This is a genomic window from Rhizobium sullae, from assembly GCF_025200715.1.
GTDB classification, from domain to species: Bacteria; Pseudomonadota; Alphaproteobacteria; order Rhizobiales; family Rhizobiaceae; genus Rhizobium; species Rhizobium sullae.
Genome location: NZ_CP104144.1, coordinates 1,174,858 through 1,194,019 on the forward strand (window position 1 = coordinate 1,174,858; position 19,162 = coordinate 1,194,019).

The 19,162-nt window shown below is 59.9% G+C and carries 22 protein-coding genes; 14 read left to right on the forward strand and 8 right to left on the reverse strand.

Annotated features, from left to right (window positions below):
* Positions 1–269: 269 nt before the first annotated feature.
* Together N2599_RS26320 and N2599_RS26325 are read right to left on the reverse strand one after the other, a co-directional pair.
* Positions 270–722, reverse strand: coding sequence for a hemerythrin domain-containing protein (locus N2599_RS26320; RefSeq protein WP_063829593.1), 453 nt, complete (start codon positions 720–722; stop codon positions 270–272).
* A gap of 13 nt (positions 723–735) precedes the next feature.
* Positions 736–891: a hypothetical protein gene (locus tag N2599_RS26325; RefSeq protein WP_087003650.1), complete on the reverse strand. Its 156-nt coding sequence runs from the start codon at positions 889–891 to the stop codon at positions 736–738.
* 160 nt (positions 892–1,051) lie between these two features.
* Between N2599_RS26325 and N2599_RS26330 the strand changes: the two genes are divergently transcribed.
* The 6 genes from N2599_RS26330 to N2599_RS26355 all read left to right on the forward strand — a co-directional run bounded on the left by N2599_RS26330 (position 1,052) and on the right by N2599_RS26355 (position 6,533).
* Positions 1,052–1,555, forward strand: coding sequence for a cytochrome c oxidase subunit 3 (locus tag N2599_RS26330; protein WP_244914859.1), 504 nt, complete (start codon positions 1,052–1,054; stop codon positions 1,553–1,555).
* Positions 1,552–1,836 carry a cytochrome C oxidase subunit IV family protein gene (locus N2599_RS26335; RefSeq protein WP_037141733.1) on the forward strand — a complete coding sequence of 95 codons (285 nt, stop codon included), beginning with the start codon at positions 1,552–1,554 and terminating at the stop codon, positions 1,834–1,836. The genes N2599_RS26330 and N2599_RS26335 overlap by 4 nt, the downstream gene beginning before the upstream one ends.
* A 133-nt stretch (positions 1,837–1,969) precedes the next feature.
* Positions 1,970–2,422 carry a c-type cytochrome gene (locus N2599_RS26340; protein ID WP_027509736.1) on the forward strand — a complete coding sequence of 151 codons (453 nt, stop codon included), beginning with the start codon at positions 1,970–1,972 and terminating at the stop codon, positions 2,420–2,422.
* 22 nt (positions 2,423–2,444) lie between these two features.
* Complete coding sequence (locus N2599_RS26345) at positions 2,445–3,788, forward strand: cbb3-type cytochrome c oxidase subunit I (protein ID WP_027509735.1); 1,344 nt, start codon at positions 2,445–2,447, stop codon at positions 3,786–3,788.
* Positions 3,789–3,823: 35 nt separating this feature from the next.
* Positions 3,824–4,636 carry a CbbQ/NirQ/NorQ/GpvN family protein gene (locus N2599_RS26350; protein ID WP_027509734.1) on the forward strand — a complete coding sequence of 271 codons (813 nt, stop codon included), beginning with the start codon at positions 3,824–3,826 and terminating at the stop codon, positions 4,634–4,636.
* 10 nt (positions 4,637–4,646) lie between these two features.
* Positions 4,647–6,533: a nitric oxide reductase activation protein NorD gene (locus N2599_RS26355; RefSeq protein ID WP_027509733.1), complete on the forward strand. Its 1,887-nt coding sequence runs from the start codon at positions 4,647–4,649 to the stop codon at positions 6,531–6,533.
* Between the two features lie 63 nt (positions 6,534–6,596).
* On the opposite strand, the gene hemN is transcribed toward N2599_RS26355, so the two are convergent.
* Entirely contained in the window at positions 6,597–7,949 is a 1,353-nt protein-coding gene (hemN, locus tag N2599_RS26360; protein ID WP_027509732.1) for an oxygen-independent coproporphyrinogen III oxidase, read from the reverse strand.
* A gap of 226 nt (positions 7,950–8,175) precedes the next feature.
* On the opposite strand from hemN, the gene N2599_RS26365 reads away from it, so the two are divergent.
* Genes N2599_RS26365 through N2599_RS26380 form a run of 4 tightly spaced genes read left to right on the forward strand, consistent with a single transcriptional unit; the run spans position 8,176 to position 10,662 of the window.
* Positions 8,176–8,460, forward strand: a complete 285-nt coding sequence (locus N2599_RS26365; RefSeq protein ID WP_027509731.1) for a DUF2249 domain-containing protein — start codon at positions 8,176–8,178, stop codon at positions 8,458–8,460.
* A 23-nt stretch (positions 8,461–8,483) separates the two neighbouring features.
* Positions 8,484–9,836 (forward strand): hypothetical protein, encoded by a 1,353-nt coding sequence (locus tag N2599_RS26370; protein ID WP_051336536.1) that lies wholly within the window; start codon positions 8,484–8,486, stop codon positions 9,834–9,836.
* A gap of 5 nt (positions 9,837–9,841) precedes the next feature.
* The gene (locus N2599_RS26375; RefSeq protein ID WP_027509730.1) at positions 9,842–10,366 is read left to right on the forward strand and encodes a DUF2249 domain-containing protein; all 525 of its coding nucleotides are present in this window, start codon (positions 9,842–9,844) and stop codon (positions 10,364–10,366) included.
* The gene (locus tag N2599_RS26380; protein WP_037141730.1) at positions 10,363–10,662 is read left to right on the forward strand and encodes a metal-sulfur cluster assembly factor; all 300 of its coding nucleotides are present in this window, start codon (positions 10,363–10,365) and stop codon (positions 10,660–10,662) included. The genes N2599_RS26375 and N2599_RS26380 overlap by 4 nt, the downstream gene beginning before the upstream one ends.
* A 40-nt stretch (positions 10,663–10,702) precedes the next feature.
* Here N2599_RS26380 and N2599_RS26385 read toward each other — a convergent pair whose 3' ends face one another.
* Complete coding sequence (locus N2599_RS26385) at positions 10,703–11,911, reverse strand: NnrS family protein (protein WP_027509728.1); 1,209 nt, start codon at positions 11,909–11,911, stop codon at positions 10,703–10,705.
* A gap of 200 nt (positions 11,912–12,111) precedes the next feature.
* Here N2599_RS26385 and nirK point away from each other — a divergent pair, with 200 nt between their 5' ends.
* The 4 genes from nirK (at position 12,112) to N2599_RS26405 (ending at position 15,807) form a co-directional block, all read left to right on the forward strand.
* On the forward strand, positions 12,112–13,245 hold the full coding sequence (nirK, locus tag N2599_RS26390; protein ID WP_027509727.1) for a copper-containing nitrite reductase: 1,134 nt from the start codon (positions 12,112–12,114) through the stop codon (positions 13,243–13,245).
* 86 nt (positions 13,246–13,331) lie between these two features.
* Positions 13,332–14,291 (forward strand): SUMF1/EgtB/PvdO family nonheme iron enzyme, encoded by a 960-nt coding sequence (locus tag N2599_RS26395; protein ID WP_051336535.1) that lies wholly within the window; start codon positions 13,332–13,334, stop codon positions 14,289–14,291.
* On the forward strand, positions 14,288–14,983 hold the full coding sequence (locus N2599_RS26400; protein WP_027509726.1) for a Crp/Fnr family transcriptional regulator: 696 nt from the start codon (positions 14,288–14,290) through the stop codon (positions 14,981–14,983). Before N2599_RS26395 ends, N2599_RS26400 begins: the two co-directional genes overlap by 4 nt.
* Before the next feature lie 182 nt (positions 14,984–15,165).
* Positions 15,166–15,807, forward strand: coding sequence for a CBS domain-containing protein (locus N2599_RS26405; RefSeq protein WP_051336534.1), 642 nt, complete (start codon positions 15,166–15,168; stop codon positions 15,805–15,807).
* Between the two features lie 12 nt (positions 15,808–15,819).
* Here N2599_RS26405 and N2599_RS26410 read toward each other — a convergent pair whose 3' ends face one another.
* From N2599_RS26410 to N2599_RS26425, 4 genes are all read right to left on the reverse strand, one after another.
* Positions 15,820–17,112 (reverse strand): 4Fe-4S binding protein, encoded by a 1,293-nt coding sequence (locus tag N2599_RS26410; protein ID WP_245209232.1) that lies wholly within the window; start codon positions 17,110–17,112, stop codon positions 15,820–15,822.
* Positions 17,113–17,204: 92 nt separating this feature from the next.
* Complete coding sequence (locus tag N2599_RS26415) at positions 17,205–18,056, reverse strand: FTR1 family iron permease (RefSeq protein WP_027509723.1); 852 nt, start codon at positions 18,054–18,056, stop codon at positions 17,205–17,207.
* On the reverse strand, positions 18,053–18,340 hold the full coding sequence (locus N2599_RS26420; RefSeq protein ID WP_244914898.1) for a cupredoxin domain-containing protein: 288 nt from the start codon (positions 18,338–18,340) through the stop codon (positions 18,053–18,055). The genes N2599_RS26415 and N2599_RS26420 overlap by 4 nt, the downstream gene beginning before the upstream one ends.
* Positions 18,341–18,446: 106 nt before the next feature.
* On the reverse strand, positions 18,447–18,992 hold the full coding sequence (locus N2599_RS26425) for an iron transporter (RefSeq protein ID WP_027509721.1): 546 nt from the start codon (positions 18,990–18,992) through the stop codon (positions 18,447–18,449).
* Positions 18,993–19,162: the final 170 nt, after the last annotated feature.

A 19,162-nucleotide genomic window follows, 5' to 3' on the forward strand; every position in this document is an offset into this window, starting at 1 on the left:
TTGCACTAAGGTAGATCGTCAACTTCGCCGGGGGCAAAGGGAAACTCAACGAGGGCGGACGAACCCTTGACCATGCGATGCCGCCAAAAGCCAAGGGACACGTGACTTCTTCCGAGCCGAGGTCGCGAAACCGCCGGGGCGCATACAGGTCGAAGAGCATCGCGCGTGCGTCCGCGGACGCAGCCGACCGCCTGGATGGGTTCGCCGCCATTCCCGAAATTCGGCCCCGATGACGTGCCTCATCTTGCAGCGGATAAGCAAAAACTCCCTTACTGGGCGAGCTTCGCGTTCTTGAGCATTCCGAGCATCTCCTGTTCAGCCGCGATATGGCGCCGCATGCAGCAGAAGAACGAGCGCAGCATGTAACCGATCGAATCCCACGACAGCCTTGAGCCGCCCGCTTTCAACTCGCAAAGCGTGACGACGATCTCCTCGGCAGCGTTGCGATCCCGGTGATGATCGTTGCGGCGCCTTGCGATCGCATCGGTCGCATTTTCATCGCCCAAAGAGCTTTCCATACGAGGAAACACCAGTCTTTCTTCCAGCGCCTGCGTCCTCTCCAAAACAGGAAGCAGGTGCGAGCAGATCCTCTCGCAGACCCGCTCGTCGATGCGGCATGGGAGAAAGTCGGCGATAGCTTCCAGAACGCTGCACCATGACAGCAGCTCGCGATAGTTCTCCTCAAGCTCGGCAAACTCGCCGGTCTTCGGCATCATGTTCATGGCTACATCTCCGTCATCTCTGCAAGACCAGGCTGGCCGCGATCACAATGGCGGCAAACACCGCCGCCAGCGTCGCGCCGCGTTGCAAAACGCCCATGCGGTTCAGCGTTATGGCAAAAAGGATGATGACCGGGGTGGCCACCGATAGACCGATCTGTGCGTCTGTCATTTTGCGCCTCCAAACAACCAGTGACCTAGCGCTGAAGGTCGCAAAACTCTTTGCGCTGGGTCAAAGAGCCCTTGCCGCTGAGGAAATAAACCGGCTGGGATCAGAGAAACGGACAAGAATGCAAAACAGTCGCGTGCACCATGCATCTGAGGACAATGACATGCTCCTGGCATGGGTGCTCGGTTGGAGCGAACTCGTCGCCTTCGGCGCCCTCCTGGGTGCCTTTCTGGTTGCCGGCTACTTCCAGCCAGCCGCGTTCGCTGAGGGGCGTGGTCATCTCGCTCTATCCTATCCCTTGCTCAACACGGTCATCCTGCTTTCAAGCGGCTGGTGCGCCGCCAAGGCCGCTTGCTACCCGGCCGGCGTGCCGAGGCAGCGAGCGGCGTTGCTGGGTGCTGCGGCTGGCGGTTTTGCGTTTTCTGCCGTCAAGATCACCGAATATCTGCGAGAGCTGCCGCACCTTACCGGTGAGCGGCTCGAGACTTTCAGCCAGCTCTATTTCCTGACGACCGGCTTTCATCTCGTTCACGTGATTTTCGGGTCGCTGGTGCTCATCGTCGTCGCCTGCCGGCCGGGGCGCGAAAACGTAGCGATCATCACGACGCTCTGGCATGTCATCGACATCGTCTGGCTGGTCATGTTTCCGGTGGTTTACGCGATATGAAGTCCGAAAAGCTCGCCGATCGTGCGCTTGTGCACCTGGTCGCCCTGACTGCGCTGACATCTGCAATAGCCTACTTCGCCCATGCGGTGGCTGGGCTGGGTGTTCTGATCATCGCCGCCGCGCCGGTGGGGCTTATGAAGGTACGACTCGTTCTGCTGGAATTCCTGCATCTGCGGGGGCGGGCAAGTCCGCTCGTTCCGTCCGTCGTTGCCTGGGCGGGGCTGGTGCTGACGATGGCATGCCTCAAGCTGCTTGCTCTTTCTGTAACCGCTGCAGGCTAGCGCCGCTTTGGATTTTGTTTGCGCGACAGCAAAGACGGTTTCGATCGATCCTTTAGATGGTGACGATCACGAGCTGGAAGGCTCAACGGCCGAGTTGCGGTGTTTGCGCGCCTCGACGATGAAAGGATGATCGATGGCAGAACGCCTAACAAAAACCGGGGCCCGGAACGTCTTTTACGGCGGGTCTATTTTCTTCTTCGCGATCTTTGTCGGGCTGACGGCCCACAGCCACTATTATATCCGCACTACATCCACCGACGAATCCACGCTGACCGAAAGTGTCGCTCGCGGGAAACACGTCTGGGAAAAGAACTCCTGCATCAACTGTCACACACTCCATGGCGAGGGCGCCTATTTCGCGCCGGAACTCTCAAATGTCTGGAAGCGCTGGGGCGGCGATACCGATCCCGCGAGTGCGCGCGAGACTCTTCGCGCCTGGATGGCGTCGCAGCCCTCCGGAATCGAAGGGCGCCGCCAGATGCCGCAATTCAACCTCAGCGAACAGGAAGTCAACGACCTTGCAGATTTCCTCGAGTGGGTGAGCCGCATCATGACCCAAAACTGGCCGCCGAACCAGGCCGGATGATCGGCGACAAAGGAACAAATCTATGAAGTACAAGACACAAAGCGTCGCCATGCTCTACTTCTACGGAGCGCTTGGCCTTTTCATCGCACAGCTGCTTTTCGGCGTTCTGGCTGGAACGATCTATGTCCTGCCCAACACGGTTTCGGAACTGCTGCCCTTCAACATCGTGCGCATGGTCCACACGAATGCGCTGATTGTCTGGCTGCTGATGGGCTTCATGGGAACAACCTATTTCCTGCTCCCCGAAGAAGCTGAAACCGAGCTCTATAGTCGCAAGATTGCGGTTGCGCAGTTCTGGATCTTCCTGATTGCGGCGGCGGTCGCCGTCGTCGGATATCTCTTCCATATCCATGAGGGGCGCGAGTTTCTCGAACAACCGTTCGCCATCAAGGTCGGGATCGTCATTGTTGCTCTCATGTTCCTGTTCAACGTCACGATGACGGTGCTCAAGGGCCGAAAGACGACGGTTACCAACATCCTGCTGTTCGGTCTGTGGGGCGTTGCGATCTTCTTCCTGTTTGCCTTCTATAACCCTGCGAACCTGGCGCTCGACAAGATGTACTGGTGGTACGTCGTCCACCTGTGGGTCGAGGGTGTCTGGGAATTAATCATGGCCTCTGTGCTCGCATTCCTCATGATTAAGCTGAATGGCATCGATCGCGAAGTGGTGGAAAAGTGGCTCTATGTCATCATCGGGCTTGCACTTTTCTCCGGCATTCTCGGGACGGGGCATCACTACTACTGGATCGGCGCTCCCGGTTATTGGCAGTGGATCGGCTCGCTGTTTTCGACGCTTGAGGTAGCGCCCTTCTTCACGATGGTCGTCTTCACGTTCGTCATGACCTGGAAGGCCGGCCGCAAGCATGAGAACAAGGCCGCACTCCTGTGGTCGATCGGCTGCTCGGTCATGGCCTTCTTCGGCGCAGGCGTCTGGGGCTTCCTGCATACCCTGTCGTCGGTCAACTACTATACGCATGGCACACAGGTGACCGCAGCCCATGGGCACCTCGCCTTCTTCGGCGCCTATGTGATGCTCAACTTGGCGGCGATGGCCTATGCCATTCCTCAGATCCGCGGCCGTGCGCCCTATAATCAGTGGCTGTCGATCGCCAGCTTCTGGATCATGTGCGGTGCGATGTCCGTCATGACCTTTGCCCTAACGTTTGCTGGGGTCATTCAGGTTCATCTGCAGCGCGTGCTCGGCGAATCCTACATGGATGTCCAGGACCAGCTTGCGCTGTTTTACTGGGTGCGCCTCGGATCCGGCATGTTCGTTTTCATCAGTGCATTGATGTTCCTCTGGGCAGTCTTCGTGCCCGGGCGGCAGCGCGCCGCCGCACATGTCGTAGTACAGCCCGCCGAATAGGCGGACTTTCCCTCTCCCTCAGATTGGAATTCGTCATGACGATCGCCCTCACCAAGCCGCTGCCTCTGCCGCCGGAGATTCCCGCCTATGTCCCATCCGGCAACGAATGCACCCTCTTTGAGAGCGCCTGGACGCGGCAATTGCCGTTGCTGCTCAAGGGGCCGACAGGATGCGGCAAGACGCGATTTGTCCATCATATGGCCGCGCGTCTCGGCCTGCCTTTGTCGACGGTCTCCTGCCATGACGATCTGACCGCTGCGGATTTGACCGGGCGCTACCTCCTCAAGGGCGGTGACACGGTTTGGGTGGATGGACCGCTGACCCGTGCGGTCCGCGAGGGCGGGCTTTGCTATCTCGACGAGATCGTCGAGGCGAGGAAGGATGTCGCTGTTGTTTTGCATCCGCTCACCGACGACAGGCGGATCCTGCCGCTTGAGCGGACGGGCGAACTTCTCGAGGCCCAGCCAGGCTTCATGCTCGTCGTGTCGTACAATCCAGGCTACCAGAACCTGATGAAGGCGCTGAAACCCAGCACCCGCCAGCGCTTCGTTGCAATCGAGTTCGACTTCCTGCCCAAGAACCAGGAGATTGCAGTGGTCTCGTCCGAAAGCGGACTGGATGAAGCCCGTGTGGCGCCGCTGGTCGAACTCGCACGGCGGCTGCGCGCGCTCAAGGGACATGATCTTGAAGAGGGCGTATCGACGCGTCTGCTGGTGTATTGCGCCAGCCTGATCGATAGCGGCCTGCCGGTGCGCGATGCAGTGCGCTCGGCATTGATCGAACCGCTGACGGATGAGCCCGACGTCAAAGCGGCTCTGATCGAGGTCGCAAACGCCGTCGTCGATTGAAGGAACGGACATGCTGGAATTCCTGGAGCTTGAAGAGACCGTCGGCCGGGCCTGGCATCGGTGGGTGGGCGACACAAGGTCTTGGCCGCGCTCCCCGGATCACGCGGTCGCCTTGAATGATCTGAGGTCACCGTTGGCGGTGTGCTTTCGCGGATTCGGGGGAGAGGCAACGGTCCAATTGCAACCGGTGCGTCCGCAGACGTCGCGGCACCGGCTGAAGCTGCGCCAAGTCGTCGGGCTTGGCGAAGAGCGCAGCGATCATGCAAGACGGGACGAGTCGGCGATCATGCTGCCGGCCCAGATTGACCTGTTTGCCGACAGGGGCCTGAACCGCGACCTCTATTTCTGGATGGTCGCCTACATGGCGGTGATGGGAGAGGCTGTGCCCTCGCCTGCCGATCCCCTGCTCCTCGATCTCCATAGGATCGCGCTCGGCCGCAGCATCGCTGCGCGCGTGCTCAAGGCGTTTCCCGGCATGCGCTCGCGTTACGACCGCCTGTGCCAGGGCGTGCTTGCGGCGCGAATCCGCGGCCGGCTGCCGGGCGTCGAGAGCCAGGTTGAGGGTTTGATCTGCCTGGCACTGACCCATCCCCTTGGCCACGTCTTGCCGGAAAATGCGATGCCATCGGTTTTACGCGCTCCGGCCGGATATCTGCCGATGCTGCCTGTTCCGCTGTGGCCGGACTTCGTTGCGCAGACGGAGATGGCCGCGACCGAACGCGAGGACCTTCCCTCGAAAGGTGACGCCGCCTCCAATGACCGGCAAGCGCATGCGGCGACGCGAAAGCAGGATCGCGACGACCGCGGGCGGGATCCGTTCATTCTCAACCGGTTCGAGAAGATCCTTGCGATGGCAGAGATGGTCAATGTCGACCGGCCGACCGATGACCGCGACGATGACGCGCAGGCCGCCAACGAACTGGATGAGATGTCGCTCAGCGAAACGAAAGAGCGTCCGAAGTCGCGGTTCCACTTCGACCTCGATCTGTCGCCCGAGGCCTTCGATCCGACGCGGATCCAAGCCGAATCGACCTATCCCGAGTGGAACTACCGCAAGCAATTCTATCTTGAGGACTATTGCCGCGTCGTCGTCACCTCGGTGGAAGAGCCCCTCGCGTCATCCGTGCTGGCCTGCGACGATATGCTCGTGCGTAAGGTAAAGCGGCAGTTCGAGACATTGCGGCCGCGCCGCGAGCTCCTCAGATCGCAGGTCGATGGCAATGACCTTGACCTCGAAGCGGTGGTTCGGTCCCGGACGGATTTCCTGGCGACGGGACAGCCCGACGATCGGATCTATCAAGCCACGCGGCCGATGGCTCATGAACTTGCGACGTCGATCCTTGTCGACGTTTCTCTGTCGACCGATTCCTGGGTCGACAATCACCGCGTTCTCGATGTCGAAAAGCAGGCGCTCGACGTCTTCGCCCGCGGCCTTGACGCCTGCGGCGACAGCTTCGCCATCAACACGTTCACGTCGCGGCGGCGTTCCTGGGTCCGCATCGAAACGGTGAAAGCCTTCCACGAAGCCTTTTCACCTAAGACGGTCTCGCGCATCAACGCTATGCGGCCCGGCTACTACACCCGCATGGGAGCGGCGATCCGCCATGTGACGGCGGAGCTCTCCAAGCAAAGCAGCCGCAAAAAGCTGCTGCTGATGCTCACGGACGGAAAACCCAACGATGTCGATCATTATGAAGGACGGTTCGCGCTGGAGGACAGCCGGCGCGCTGTCGGCGAAGCGCGTGCATTAGGCCTTTCTGTTTTCGCGGTGACGATCGACCGCAATGCGCAGGACTACCTTCCTGCCATCTTCGGAAGAGGCGGATTCGCTCTCGTTTCCGATATCACCAGGCTGCCGGCCGCTTTGCCGGCCATCTATCGCGGGCTGGTTTGCTGAGGGGTGCCAGCCCCCGAAGGAGAGACCCGACCGGCTGGGGCGGCCACGGGTCTCTCCACCCCGTCAAGCTGCTTTGCTATGGGTACGGCCGGATGCGCCGATATAGGCATCGAAGGCTGCGGCCACGGCCCTGATCATGAACCTGAGATCCTTGCGCACGGTAACAAGACCGTCGCGGACCGTCACGACGCCATCGTTTTCGAGCGCACGCAGCCGATCGTTGCCGTCAAGAACCAGACCGGCTTCATGGCCGAAACGCGCTCCAAGCCGATTGAGATCGACGACGAAATCGCACATCAGCCGTTCGATGATTGCCGCCCGGAACCGGTCCTGCCCGGTCAAGCGGTACCCTTTCACGGTGGCCAGGATGCCCGAGGCAATCCGTTGCGCATAGGCCCCGGGGGCGACCTCATTTTGGACATACCCTCCCGGAAGCTTCCCGATGGCGGATGCCCCGAGACCGATCAGGGTCTCGCACGTGTCCGTGGTGTAGCCCTGGAAGTTACGCTTCAAGTCCCCGCGCGCGCTGGCCATCGAAAGTTCATCTGTCGGCAATGCGAAGTGATCAAGACCGATCTGCACGTAGCCGGCATCGACAAGCGCTTCTGCGATCGCCTCGGCCTGGCTGTTGCGCTCTTCTGCGTTCGGCAAGGTCGCCTCATCGATAAGGCGCTGATGCTTCTTGAAGGCCGGGATGTGTGCATAGCCGAAGACTGAAAAGCGTTCGGGGCGCAACCGGACGGCTGTCTGCACGGTATCGATGCAAGATGGGACCGTCTGATATGGCAGGCCATAGATCAGATCGAAGTTGATGCTACCGATGCCGGCCTCTCTCAATTGCAGAACGGCGGTCTCGGTCTGCTCGAAAGTCTGGTTGCGGTTGATGGCCGCCTGGACCACCGGATCGAAACTCTGAACCCCTAAGCTTGCACGACAGACGCCCCCCTTAGCGAGCGCGTCGACCATTTCGCTTGCGAGTGTGCGGGGATCAATCTCTACGGCGATTTCCACCTCCGGCGTTAATTCGAAGGCGTTCCTCAAATGCTTCATTAAATCTACGAACTCTTCAGGCCGCATGATCGTCGGCGTGCCGCCGCCGAAGTGCACATTTTGCACGAGCAGCGGTTGCTTCGCCCTGGACGCAATCAGATCGATCTCCTGGCGGAGAACATCCAGATAGTCGAGGATCGGCCGGTCTTGCTTCGTGATCGTGGTGTGACACCCGCAATACCAGCACATCGACCGGCAGAAGGGGATATGAAGATAGAGCGAGACCGGGTCCCCGGTGTGGAGCTCTGCCAGCCAATCCCCGTAGGTGCCCCCACCGATCGCGGAAGAAAAGGCAGGCGCGGTCGGATAGCTCGTATAGCGCGGCAGCCGCGTTTCGCCATACTTCTCGACGAGGGGGTGAGACATGATGCGTTCCTTCATAGACGTTTTGGCGACTTTGAAGGTGCTGAGGGTGGCTGTCCTTGTCTTAGGTCAATGATGACGCCGGCCGCATTTTCGAGAATCCGGAAATTGTTTGCTCACAGTCAAATTGCCGCAGCGAGATTGCCGTTAGGCTTTTGAACATCCGGCAAATCACGGCTGCGGTTTGACCGGGACTTCATTCGAATGCAGCCTATAAGGGTTCCAATCCATGACTGAAGCGACGATCGCTGAAAGCAACAAGCCGCTGATCGATGTGCGCACGCTGGCGCCGGCCGAACGGCATCCGCGCATTTTCAATACCCTCAATGCGCTCGCGCCGGGCAGTTCGCTGCTGATCACCAGCGACCATGACCCCAGGCCGCTACACTATCAACTTGAAACCAAATTTCCCGACAAGTTCGCCTGGGAGTATCTCGAGCAGGGTCCCGCGGTATGGCGCGTAGAGATCGCTCGCTTGGATTCGGGCTGCGACTGCTGCTGCGGCAGCCACTGACAGGCATTAGGCGGGTAGCGACGATGATCCCCGGTGCAACACTCTCGCGATGGACGATGTCCTATTTCGCTGCCGCGTTGCTCTTTCTGCTGCTGGCAGAAGGCATGCTGGCGGCAGGTCTTTGGAAACCATCCGCCGACATCGGTGATCCCATTACGCTGATCATAGTGCACTGCGTCACGATCGGCTGGTTCGGCCTATTGATGATAGGTGCATTGCTGCAATTTGCACCAGTACTGACGGGGGCGGGGCTGGTGACGGAACGGCTCAACCTCCCTGCCCTCGTCGCCATCGTCGCCGGTCTTGCGGCCCTGATTTGTGGCTTTGCCGCGATCAAGACCGGATCGCCGACGGTCGCCGTGACAATGCCGGTCGCTGCGGCATTGCTCGCTGTGGGTCTGATTGGCATAGGTGCCGTGCTGTTTACTGGACTATGGTGCGGACGCAGCGCTCATTCCGCTGCGTCATTTGTTCTTCTTGGCATCCTCTGTCTGGCCGTGACCGTGGTGTTGGGTGTTGGTTTCGCGCTGGTGCTATCGGGGGCGACGGATGTTCCGCTGCTCGTCGATCTTTCCCTGCGCACTGTACCGCTGCATGCCGGTTTTGGGCTCGGCGGATGGATGAGCCTCGCCGCCATCGGCGTCAGCTACAAACTTATGAGCATGTTCCTTCTGTCGCCCGATACGTCACGAACGCGCGTCGTACTGGCTGGCGGAGCTTGCACCTTTCTGACGCTTGCTGTTGCCCTGTTTTGCCTGTTCACGCACCGGGACGTGATTGAGCCGCTGCTCTTCATTTCGGCTGTCGTGTTCCTGGGAACGATTGCAGTCTACGCGACCGAAATGCGCATCCTCTACCGCGCAAGACGGCGCAAGACGCTGGAGCTCAACAGCATCGGTTCGATTCCGGCATTTGTGCTGCTGGCACTGTCGATGGCAGCGCTCGTCGTTTCCATCCCTCTGCACGCGGATGACCGTACTCGTGCTGCGATCGTCTATCTTTTCGCTTTCGGATGGCTGACCGGGCTCGGTCTTGCACAGTTGTTGAAGATCGTTCCCTTCCTGACCTGGCTCGAAGCCTTTGGGCCACTGCTTGGCCGGCGCCCGACGCCACGGCTGCAAGACCTGATCAAGGAGCGCCGCGCATCGTTCTGGCTTGCCGGATTTTACCTTGCGGTCGTTTCGGCCGCCGCATCCATCGCCGCAAACACCAATGCGGGGTTTCAGATATCAGCCTTTGCTCAACTGATATGCTCTGCTGGCCTGATCTTCGAACTGTTCCAGGTTCGTATCCTTGCCAACGTCGGTGCCATCGCCAAAAGCAGTCCCTTCCATCAACCCGGTCTGTTGATCGCCAAAATCAATTCAGAGAGGTAACGACAATGATGCCAGTTCGAGAACTCGATGTCAGACAACTCCTGAAGGACGGCGTCATGCCGTTCCAGGTCATCATGGAAACAGTCGAATCGCTGCATCCGGATGAAAGTCTCCGTCTCCTCGTGATCTTCGAACCCGTTCCCCTCATTCGCCAGCTGAATGAGCGGGGATACAGTCACCACAGCACCAAACGTTCGGAAGACGATTGGGAAATCGTGTTCACACCGCTGGCGCCGGCTGCCTCGCCAGCGGCTGACGATAGCGCTGCTCCGGCGCCGGATATCTGGCCGGAGCCGGAATGGAACCTCGATCTGACGGATCTGGCGCCTCCCGAGCCCATGGAGCGGATCCTCGCCCGCATCGAGACAATGAACCCGGGCGAAGTCCTGTTTGCGCTCCTCGCCCGCGAGCCGGTGTTCCTGTTCAATGAGCTGAAGAGGCGCGGCCATGAATGGGCCGGCAACTTCGATGTGAGCGGGTCGACGTACCGCATCATGATCCGCGTCAATCCGTCAGCGAGAGTCTCATGATCACGCTCCAGCCGATCACCGTTTCCACGGTTCTGCTCGCGTTACGGACCATTCAAGATCCCGAGGTTGGGACTGACGTCGTCGAGCTGGGCTTGATCTATCTGGTCGAAATCAAACCGGATGCAGCTGTGCGGATCGCTATGACGACGACCACACGCAGTTGTCCCGCTTCGGCCTTCATCGCGGACGCTGTGCGTGAGCGATTGAGCACAATCCCGGGCATCGGGCGGATATCGGTCGATCTGGTCTACGAGCCACCATGGTCGCCGGATATGATCGGCAAGTTTGTGGCTTGAACCGTCATTGAGGCCGGGCTGTGCGCCCGGCCATTTTTCATCATCGCAATGGTTTTGTCTTCCTGCAAAGATGAGGCGCGTGTTCGGCCAGGAACAATCCAAAGGCCATGATCCACCCGAGCGCCGCGATCATCAGGACTTCATAGGTGTATGCCGGCAAAAGTTCGGCGGCTGGCCTGACGACGGCGACGACCGCAAGGACGGCATAGGACGTCGTCGTCGCAGCGCTTGCCTTGAGCTTGCGGCCCGTATGCCCCCGCGTTGCACGCGTCATGACCGCCAGCATCATGAGAGCTACTACGCCGATCGCGAGCGTATGCAGGATTGATACCTGATCGAGGCCCATCGATCCGAGCGCGATCATTGCGAAGCCGAAGGGGACGAAGAGGTAGGCGACATGAAGGACCGAGAGAATGGGTTCCCGGCGAGTCGTCCAGCCGCGCCATCGGTAAAGCCGGATGAGATTGATAACGGCCGCTATGGCGCTCAGGCCACCGGTTGCGATTGACGCTGGTGCGATCGTCCAGCATGCCAGTGCGACGACACCGGTAATGATCGCTGCTGCGTCGAAGTGATTGTAGGGGACGGGAAAGTCGGTTCGGCCGAACTGGTTCAGCCAGTTGCGGGTAAAGCTTGGAAGGATCCGTCCGCCGACGATCGTGATCAAAGCGACGTAGGCGCTGAGTGCCAGGCGGATCGGGAGTTCCGGGCTAGCGCGTTCGATGACCAGGATGTGGAAACAGATGTTTGCCGCCGATAGCGCCGCAAGGCCGCTTACAACTTTCAAGTCCTTCCACTTCCGGCCGGCGATCACCTCGCGGGCGCAGATGACCAGCATTGCTGGCAGAAAAAGACTATCGATGACGGCGGCGGGCAGTACGCCGATTGTGTCCGACAAAAGGATGGCGACCCGCCCGAACGTCCACAGCCCAAAAAGAACGACAAGCGGCCGGCCCGAAACCGGCAAGCGGCCGGTCCAATTCGGCACCGCCGTCAGCAGGAAGCCGGCGAGGACCGCCGAGGCAAACCCGAAGAGCATTTCATGGGCATGCCAATTGGCCGGTCCGTAGTTGAGCGCGATCGCTGGCCCCGAGGAGAGAAACGCCGCCCAGAGCCCTATGGAAAGAATGGACCAGGCCGCAGCGCCGAGGAAGAAGGGCCGGAAGCCGTAAGAAAAGAGCACCGATCCTGACGTCCACATTCCTCTTGGGATGCGCGGGGCCGGTTCGGCTGCTGACCTGTTTTGCATGATTAAGATCTCCGAATTGACCCGCCAGTAATGGTCGCATCGGCCGAAGCAGTCGTTGACAATACGCAAAGAGCAGTGACGCGACTTTGTGCTCCCACAAAGACCGAATTTGCTCCAAATCAAAGAGATTACGCACCATTCTCCTAGAACTCTTGTGACCGGGCGGCTTCCGCTCCGTCTTCGACTTCAGGAGAAGAATGATGACAAATACATTGCAAATGACCCGGCGCACGATGCTGACGGGCGCTGCTGTTGCCGGAGCGCTGACCCCCATCCTCACCTCGGCGGCGGCGAATGCCTCCCCCACTCCTGTCAGAAAGCTCAGCGCCACTGAAATCGCTGCCCTTCCGCGCAGGAAACTGGACCTCGTGAAGCCACCTTTCGTCCACGTACATACGCAAAAAGCAGAAGGCGGACCGAAAGTCGTCGAAGTCACACTGACGATCGAGGAAAAGAAGCTCGTGATCGATGGCAAGGGCACCGAAGTCAATGCCATGACCTTTGACGGATCGGTTCCTGGTCCGCTCATCGTTGTGCATCAGGACGACTACGTCGAGGTCACACTCGTCAATCCCGAGACGAACACGCTGCAGCACAACATCGATTTCCACTCAGCAACCGGTGCGCTCGGCGGCGGTGCACTGACGGTCGTCAACCCGGGTGAGAGCGCGGTATTGCGCTTCAAGGCGACCAAGGCGGGCGTCTTCGTCTATCACTGCGCCCCTCCCGGCATGGTACCCTGGCACGTAACCTCGGGCATGAACGGCGCGATCATGGTGCTGCCGCGCGAAGGTCTGACAGATGGCCATGGCAAGGAACTTGTCTACGACAAGGTCTATTACGTCGGTGAGCAGGACTTTTATATTCCGCGCGACGAAAAGGGTGAGTTCAAAAAATATGACAGCCCGGGTGAGGCTTATGAGGATACCGTCGCCGTCATGCGTACCTTGACCCCGACGCATATTGTCTTCAATGGCGCCGTGGGCGCGCTCACCGGTGAAAATGCTCTGACGGCTGCCGTCGGCGAGCGGGTTCTCATCGTTCACTCGCAAGCCAACCGTGACACCCGGCCGCATCTTATCGGCGGTCATGGCGAATATGTCTGGGCCACGGGCAAGTTCGTCAACGTGCCCGACCGGGATCAGGAGACCTGGTTCATTCCCGGCGGCACAGCCGGGGCGGCCTACTATACGTTCGAACAGCCCGGTATCTATGCCTACGTCAACCATAATCTGATCGAGGCTTTCGAGCTTGGCGCTGCGGCTCACTTCAAGGTCACCGGTGATTGGAACGACGATCTAATGACCACCGTCAGGTCGCCATCGGGTAGCTGATCCAGACAGTTCATGCCGGCGAGCGGACCAGGATGTAGCCCGCTCGCCGAAATTCCACGTGAGGCGCCTTCAAACGCGTAGCGGCTGTGATACTAGACGAAGTCGATGATCAGGTTTCGGGAATTTCCATCGCCATACCGCTGGTGCTGTTGGCGATCCTGCTAGCTACGGTCGCCGTTCAGTCCGGCCTAGTCGCCTTGCGTGGCGCTCAGAATCCGGTCGCCAGTCCAGATGTGATTACCGTGGTCCCCAGGTCGTTTGCATATCGGGACCATGCGGAATATTTCCGTGCCGGGTTCGCCGTCGATGCGCCGCGTTCGGTCGTCGCGATTGAAACGCCGCTGGCGATCATGAAATATCAGGTTTCGCGCGCGGAGTATGATCGCTGCGTCCAAGATCAAGCCTGTTCCCCGGCGGAGAGCGAAGAACCGGCCTCGCCGGACAAAACACCTGTTATCGGCGTCAGCTATGACGACGCCCTGCACTATGCGGCGTGGCTTTCGGACCATACCGGGCACTCATGGACCCTGCCGACAGATGAACAACTGGCCTTTGCCGCGGGAAGCCGCTTTCCCGACGACGCGCTCGGCGTTGCAAGCGACGACAAGAATCCCGCCATCCGCTGGCTCGCAGAATACGAGCGGGAGGCGCGCCGGTCCGCCTCGAAGGACCCCCGTCCCCAGCTCCGGGGATCGTTTGGCGTCAGCGAATACGGGCTGGCCGACTTTGCCGGCAACATTTGGGAATGGACGCGCAGCTGCAGCAAGCGTGTCGATATGGACGCTCAAAAAGCCGATCAGGAGGCTGATCCGTCGCGCTGCGGTATCCTGATCGCTTCCGGTAAACATCGAGCTCCGATGAGCAGCTTTATCCGCAATCCAAAAGGCGGCGGCTGCACTGTCGGCAGCCCGCCAGACAATCTCGGTTTCCGGCTCGTTCGCCAACCAAGTTCCTTGGAGATGGCGAAAGACTGGATCAGGCGCATGATCGGTTTGACCACCTTTTCGATAAACGCCGTTCCCCCGGATGAAGGACCTACGTCATGAAGATTGATCGCGCCGTATTGAAATCGCTGCCGTTGTTCGATCGAATTACGGATTCTGATCTCGACGCCATGGTGGAGCATGCGGTTTCACGGCGTGTCGCACAGGGCGATGCCGTTTTCGAGCAAGGGGCGCCTGCCAAATCGTTCTTCCTGCTCCTGCATGGCAGATTGAAGGTCACGCAGGTCACGGCAGATGGCCAGCAGATCATCGTCCGGGTCGTTCACCCGGGCGATTTGTTCGGTTTTGCCAGAGCCTTGCAGCGTACCGACTATCCGGGTACCGCAATCGCGGCCGCCGAGAGCCTGACGCTTTCATGGCCGACCGATCTATGGCCGCAATTCGTCGAGCAAAATCCACGTTTGGCGGTTACCGCGATGCAGACCATCGGCCAGCGGCTCGAGGAGGCTCATACGCGGATCCGCGAAATGTCGACAGAGGAAGTGGAAAGACGCGTCGCTCACGCTGTCCTGAGGCTTTCCAAGCAGGCAGGAAAGCAGGAGGGCGATGGCATTCGTATCGACTTTCCGATTTCTCGCCAGGATATCGCGGAAATGACGGGAACGACGTTGCACACGGTTTCAAGAATCCTCAGCGCCTGGGAAGCCAAGGGCCTCGTTGAAGGCGGCCGTCAAAAACTGCTTGTCTGCGACTACCGGAAGCTGATGATTCTCGCCAACGGCGGCCGTGAATAAAGGTCACCCCCCGCGTCTGCCCTCGCCCGCTCCTCGATCACATCAATATCTCTGATCGGCATCTGCCACGGAAAAAGCCGGATCCTTGATCCCGATCAATTTGCAAAGGCCGCATCGCGCCTAAGCTTTGTTTCGGGCACACCCGTCGAATGCAAGGAACCGCCATGCAAGCCAGAGACATAATGACGAGGCCCGTCGCTTCAGTCAGCGTGACGGCCAGCATCCGTAAGGCTATCGAAATAATGATCGCCGCTGATTGCAGCGGGCTGCCGGTCCTCGGCGACGACGGAAGCCTGCGCGGGATTATCACCGAAGGCGACCTGCTGCGTCGAAAAGAACTGGACTTAAGGGCGGCCGCCGATGCAGGCACCGTCGATGCGCTTAGCGACTATGTGCACGGTAGTAGCTGGCGGGTCGAAGACGTCATGTCCGCTGATGTCGTCTCGGTAATGCCCACAGCGCCTCTCGGCGAGATCGCCGGGCTCATGGCGGTACATTCAATCAAGCGCGTGCCGGTCGTCTTGGATGGCAGGGTTGTCGGTATCGTCAGCCGTCGCGACCTTCTTAAGGCGGTCGTTGCAGGCCTGCCCGATCGCATACCGCGCGGCGAGGAGGCGTTGCGCCTTGCTATAGCGACGCGGCTGAAGAGCGATCTGAACCTCCCGCGGGAGCAGATTGCAGTGGCCGTTCAGGATGGCAACGTCATACTCACCGGTATTGTCGAGACGGAGCTCCATCGCAAGGCGATAAAGGTTCTCGTCGAGAGCCTCAGAGGCTCGGCGACCGTTGTCGACAACGTGAAGACGATCGCGGATCGGCCGTAGCCCTATGTGCCCTCAGCCGAGGAAAAAGAGCGCCCAAACTCCACAGGTGGCAACAATCGGAACACTGATTGCTGCTGAGACGCCAAGCCTTGCAAAGCGCGACGGGCCGTAACGCCCGGCGATGCTGTATACGAGATAGAGGGACCAAAAGCCCGCCGTGCCAACGAGCAAGGAGCGGACTTCGTCGATCATCGGGATCCGTACGCCATCCATGCGCAATTGAGTGACGGTCAGCGACAGGAGCCCGCAGAACAAGCCTGCCGCGGCGACCGGAATTAATGCCTGGGCGAGGTGATGGAACCGGCGGCGGCTCCACCCGCCCAACAGGATGGCGCCGGCCGAGAGAGCCGGCAGGCATGTCACGCACGCCAGTAAACCCGCGCCTGCGATAAAGATCAGAAGAGCGGCTCCGTCGACAAGCGTCATCCGATCGCCGGGATAGTTCGTCAGCATCCACCATGGAAGGCTGGCGTCAAGCGGCCACGACACCCCGGCATTAAGACACCAGATCGCAATTTGTGCCTTCAACGTCACGTAAAGTGCGCTGCCGGACCACTGCAGGGCGCCCGTGGCCATGCCCATGAGGACGGCCGTGATCAAAAAGGTCTCCCATCCGTTGGCAGTCTCACCGCCGACGGCTACGATCTCTTCGTTGGGCGAACGCCAGGCGAGACGGATAGCCCCGCGATATCCGCTGCAGCGGCCGCACATGTGACATCCACCGGCACCGCGCATCGTTTTGATCGGCACCAAGGGGGCGCAGTTCACCGCTACGGGCGGCTTGGTCCCTGTGCGGGGCTGCGCCCTGTGCCACGCTGGCCCATCAACCTTGAAATGCAACGGCGCGATTTTGGCCAGCAAACCGAAAACACCGCTTACCGGACAAAGAAAACGGCACCATACGCGTTTCGCCTTGCCGTAACGGGCCCCAATAGCGATCGCAGCTAAAGTCGATCCGCCAAGAACGACGACGGCCGGCGCGGGATATTGGTAGACGCTTGTCAGCTGGCCGTAGATCGTGGTCATGATGAAGGCGACAGTCGGCCAGCCCGGCCATTTCAACCAGGCCGGGATCGCCCGCCCCGCGCCTCGCTCGCTAGCCCATTCCGAGAGCGCACCTTCGGGGCACAGTATTCCGCACCAGAAGCGGCCCACCAACGCGGTGCTCAGCAATACGAACGGCCACCACACGCCCCAGAAGGCAAACTGCGCGAACCGAACAGCATTGTTCCAGATGAAATCTGTCCGCGCCGGCAGGGGTATCAGCGCCGGGCCTAGCAGAAGGACCAGATAGACCGCGATCATGCCCCATTCCAAAAGGCGGATGCGCTTCTGCTGGCGCGCGAGCCATTGCCCCGCGCGATCCAGGTGATCCGGAACGGGCCTCAGCATCACAGTCAGGCAGCGAGCAAAAGCTGCCTGCGCGGCCGCAGGAGATACCCTATTGCGAGCCAATAGGCGGCATAAAGAAGCAGCGGCAAAAGTTCCGGTCGGGCCCGATAGCCGGAGAGACCCGCAATGAATGCCCCTAGTCCGCTGCCGTCATCAAGAACCCGGCTCGTGTCCCAGATCGGACCCGACAGTGGCGCCACAAGCCCCAGGCCGATCGCCCGGTCGACCGCAGTCATCAAGAGTCCCGCGCCCACGACGAGGAGCAGCGCTTCACTCACGCGGAAGAACAGGTTCCATGACAAGGCATTCGCACCCCACCGCAGCATCAGATAGCTGAGGCTTGCGGCAAAAAGGCCGAGTGTTGCCGAAACCAGGTTCGAAATTACACCCGCACCAGACGCTCCCGCCAGCAATCCGTAGAGAAAGACGACCGTCTCGCTGCCTTCGCGGCCGATCGCCACTGCGGTGAGGATCGAAAGCCCCAGCCAATTGCCGAGCTCGCTCGACCGGCGCGCGACAGGCCGGAGCTCACTGCTCATCTGCCCTCCACCGCGGCGCATCCACATGACCATGTGCACGATGAGGCAGGCGGCGGCGGCGACCATGACGAATTGCAGAATGTCCTGCCCGTCGCCGGACAGAAAGCTCTCAAACGAGACCAGGACCACTGCCAGCGACAGGGCGAGGAGAAGACCGGAGGCGATACCGGCTGCCAGCGCCAAACATGCCTTTCGCTTGCGCTCTGGACCGCCTCTGAGCGACCATGTCGCCAGAATGCCAACCACAAGCAGCGCCTCGAGGCTTTCGCGCCAGACAACAAACGTCACCTGAAACGCCTGTGCTCCCGTCAGCGTCATCGTGCGATCAGCCTTGCCGGCGGCATATCAAGGTGAAAATCGTCAAAAAAGGCATAGTTGCCGGGAGCGAGGTTGCGAATGACGATGAAGCTCTCGGCGCCTGGTGCCAGCACTTTTTCCTTCCGGAGCGGCAGGCTTTCAAATTCGACCGGGCTGGAGCCGTCGTTATGAAGCTCGAGCTTGAAACGGGTGTTTGCCGGAACTTCGACCACCGCCGGCGATATCACGCCGTTGCTCATGTGAATGACGAATATCGGATAGTCATCTTCGGCACCAGCTGGCATGGCGGTTGCCAATAATGATAGAACAGATAATGCCGGTAGGGCGGCGGAGACAGGCTTTGCTGACATGGGTGGGGAAGCTCCACTACGGTCGCGGTTCAGACGGTAATCAGTATCCACCCTTCTTGCCGACGCCGGCAAAAACGAAATCGTAATTGAGCGTGAAGTCGTTGGGCCAGGCGGCGACGCCGGTCTCCTTATCGACGTGGCGCCCGAATGCCATTTCGCCATGCCCGCTAGGATGCACCGTCAGGACGAGACGGTATTTGGCGGGGCCGAAGAGCTTGACGTTGTCGCCGTAATGCGGTCCGTCGCTGGCAACCATTGGTCCGAGCGCGCCCGAGGCTTCCCGACCATTTGCGAGGTTCGTCAACTGATATTCGACGTGCAGGTTGGGAAGCCAGTCTCCTTCCGCGAAACCGTTGGCATTGTCGGCGGTTGCGTGAATGTCGGCTTCAAGATGGATATCCGATTGCGAGGCCTCAAGCATCATTCCCGGCGGGTCCATTTCGACCGGCTGCAAAAAGACCGCCGCGACCTCCATCCCCTTAACAAGTTGCGGCTCGCCGATCGGATATTCGGCCGCCCGCACGAGCGCGGGCGCAGTTGCAAGCGAACCGATTGCGATGACCGTAGCCAGTGTAAATCTTGACATGAAAAAGCTCCGTTGCTGCCGCTGGACCCGTTGTTGTTTGAACTATTCAAACATGATTTGCTTGCTCACCTTTATGGCCGTCAATCGTGCCGCTCTTTGTTCCAGCGCAAATACGAAGCCAGGCGGCGCGTTTGAGATTTCGCAATGAAGCGATGACTGAAGAAGGGATA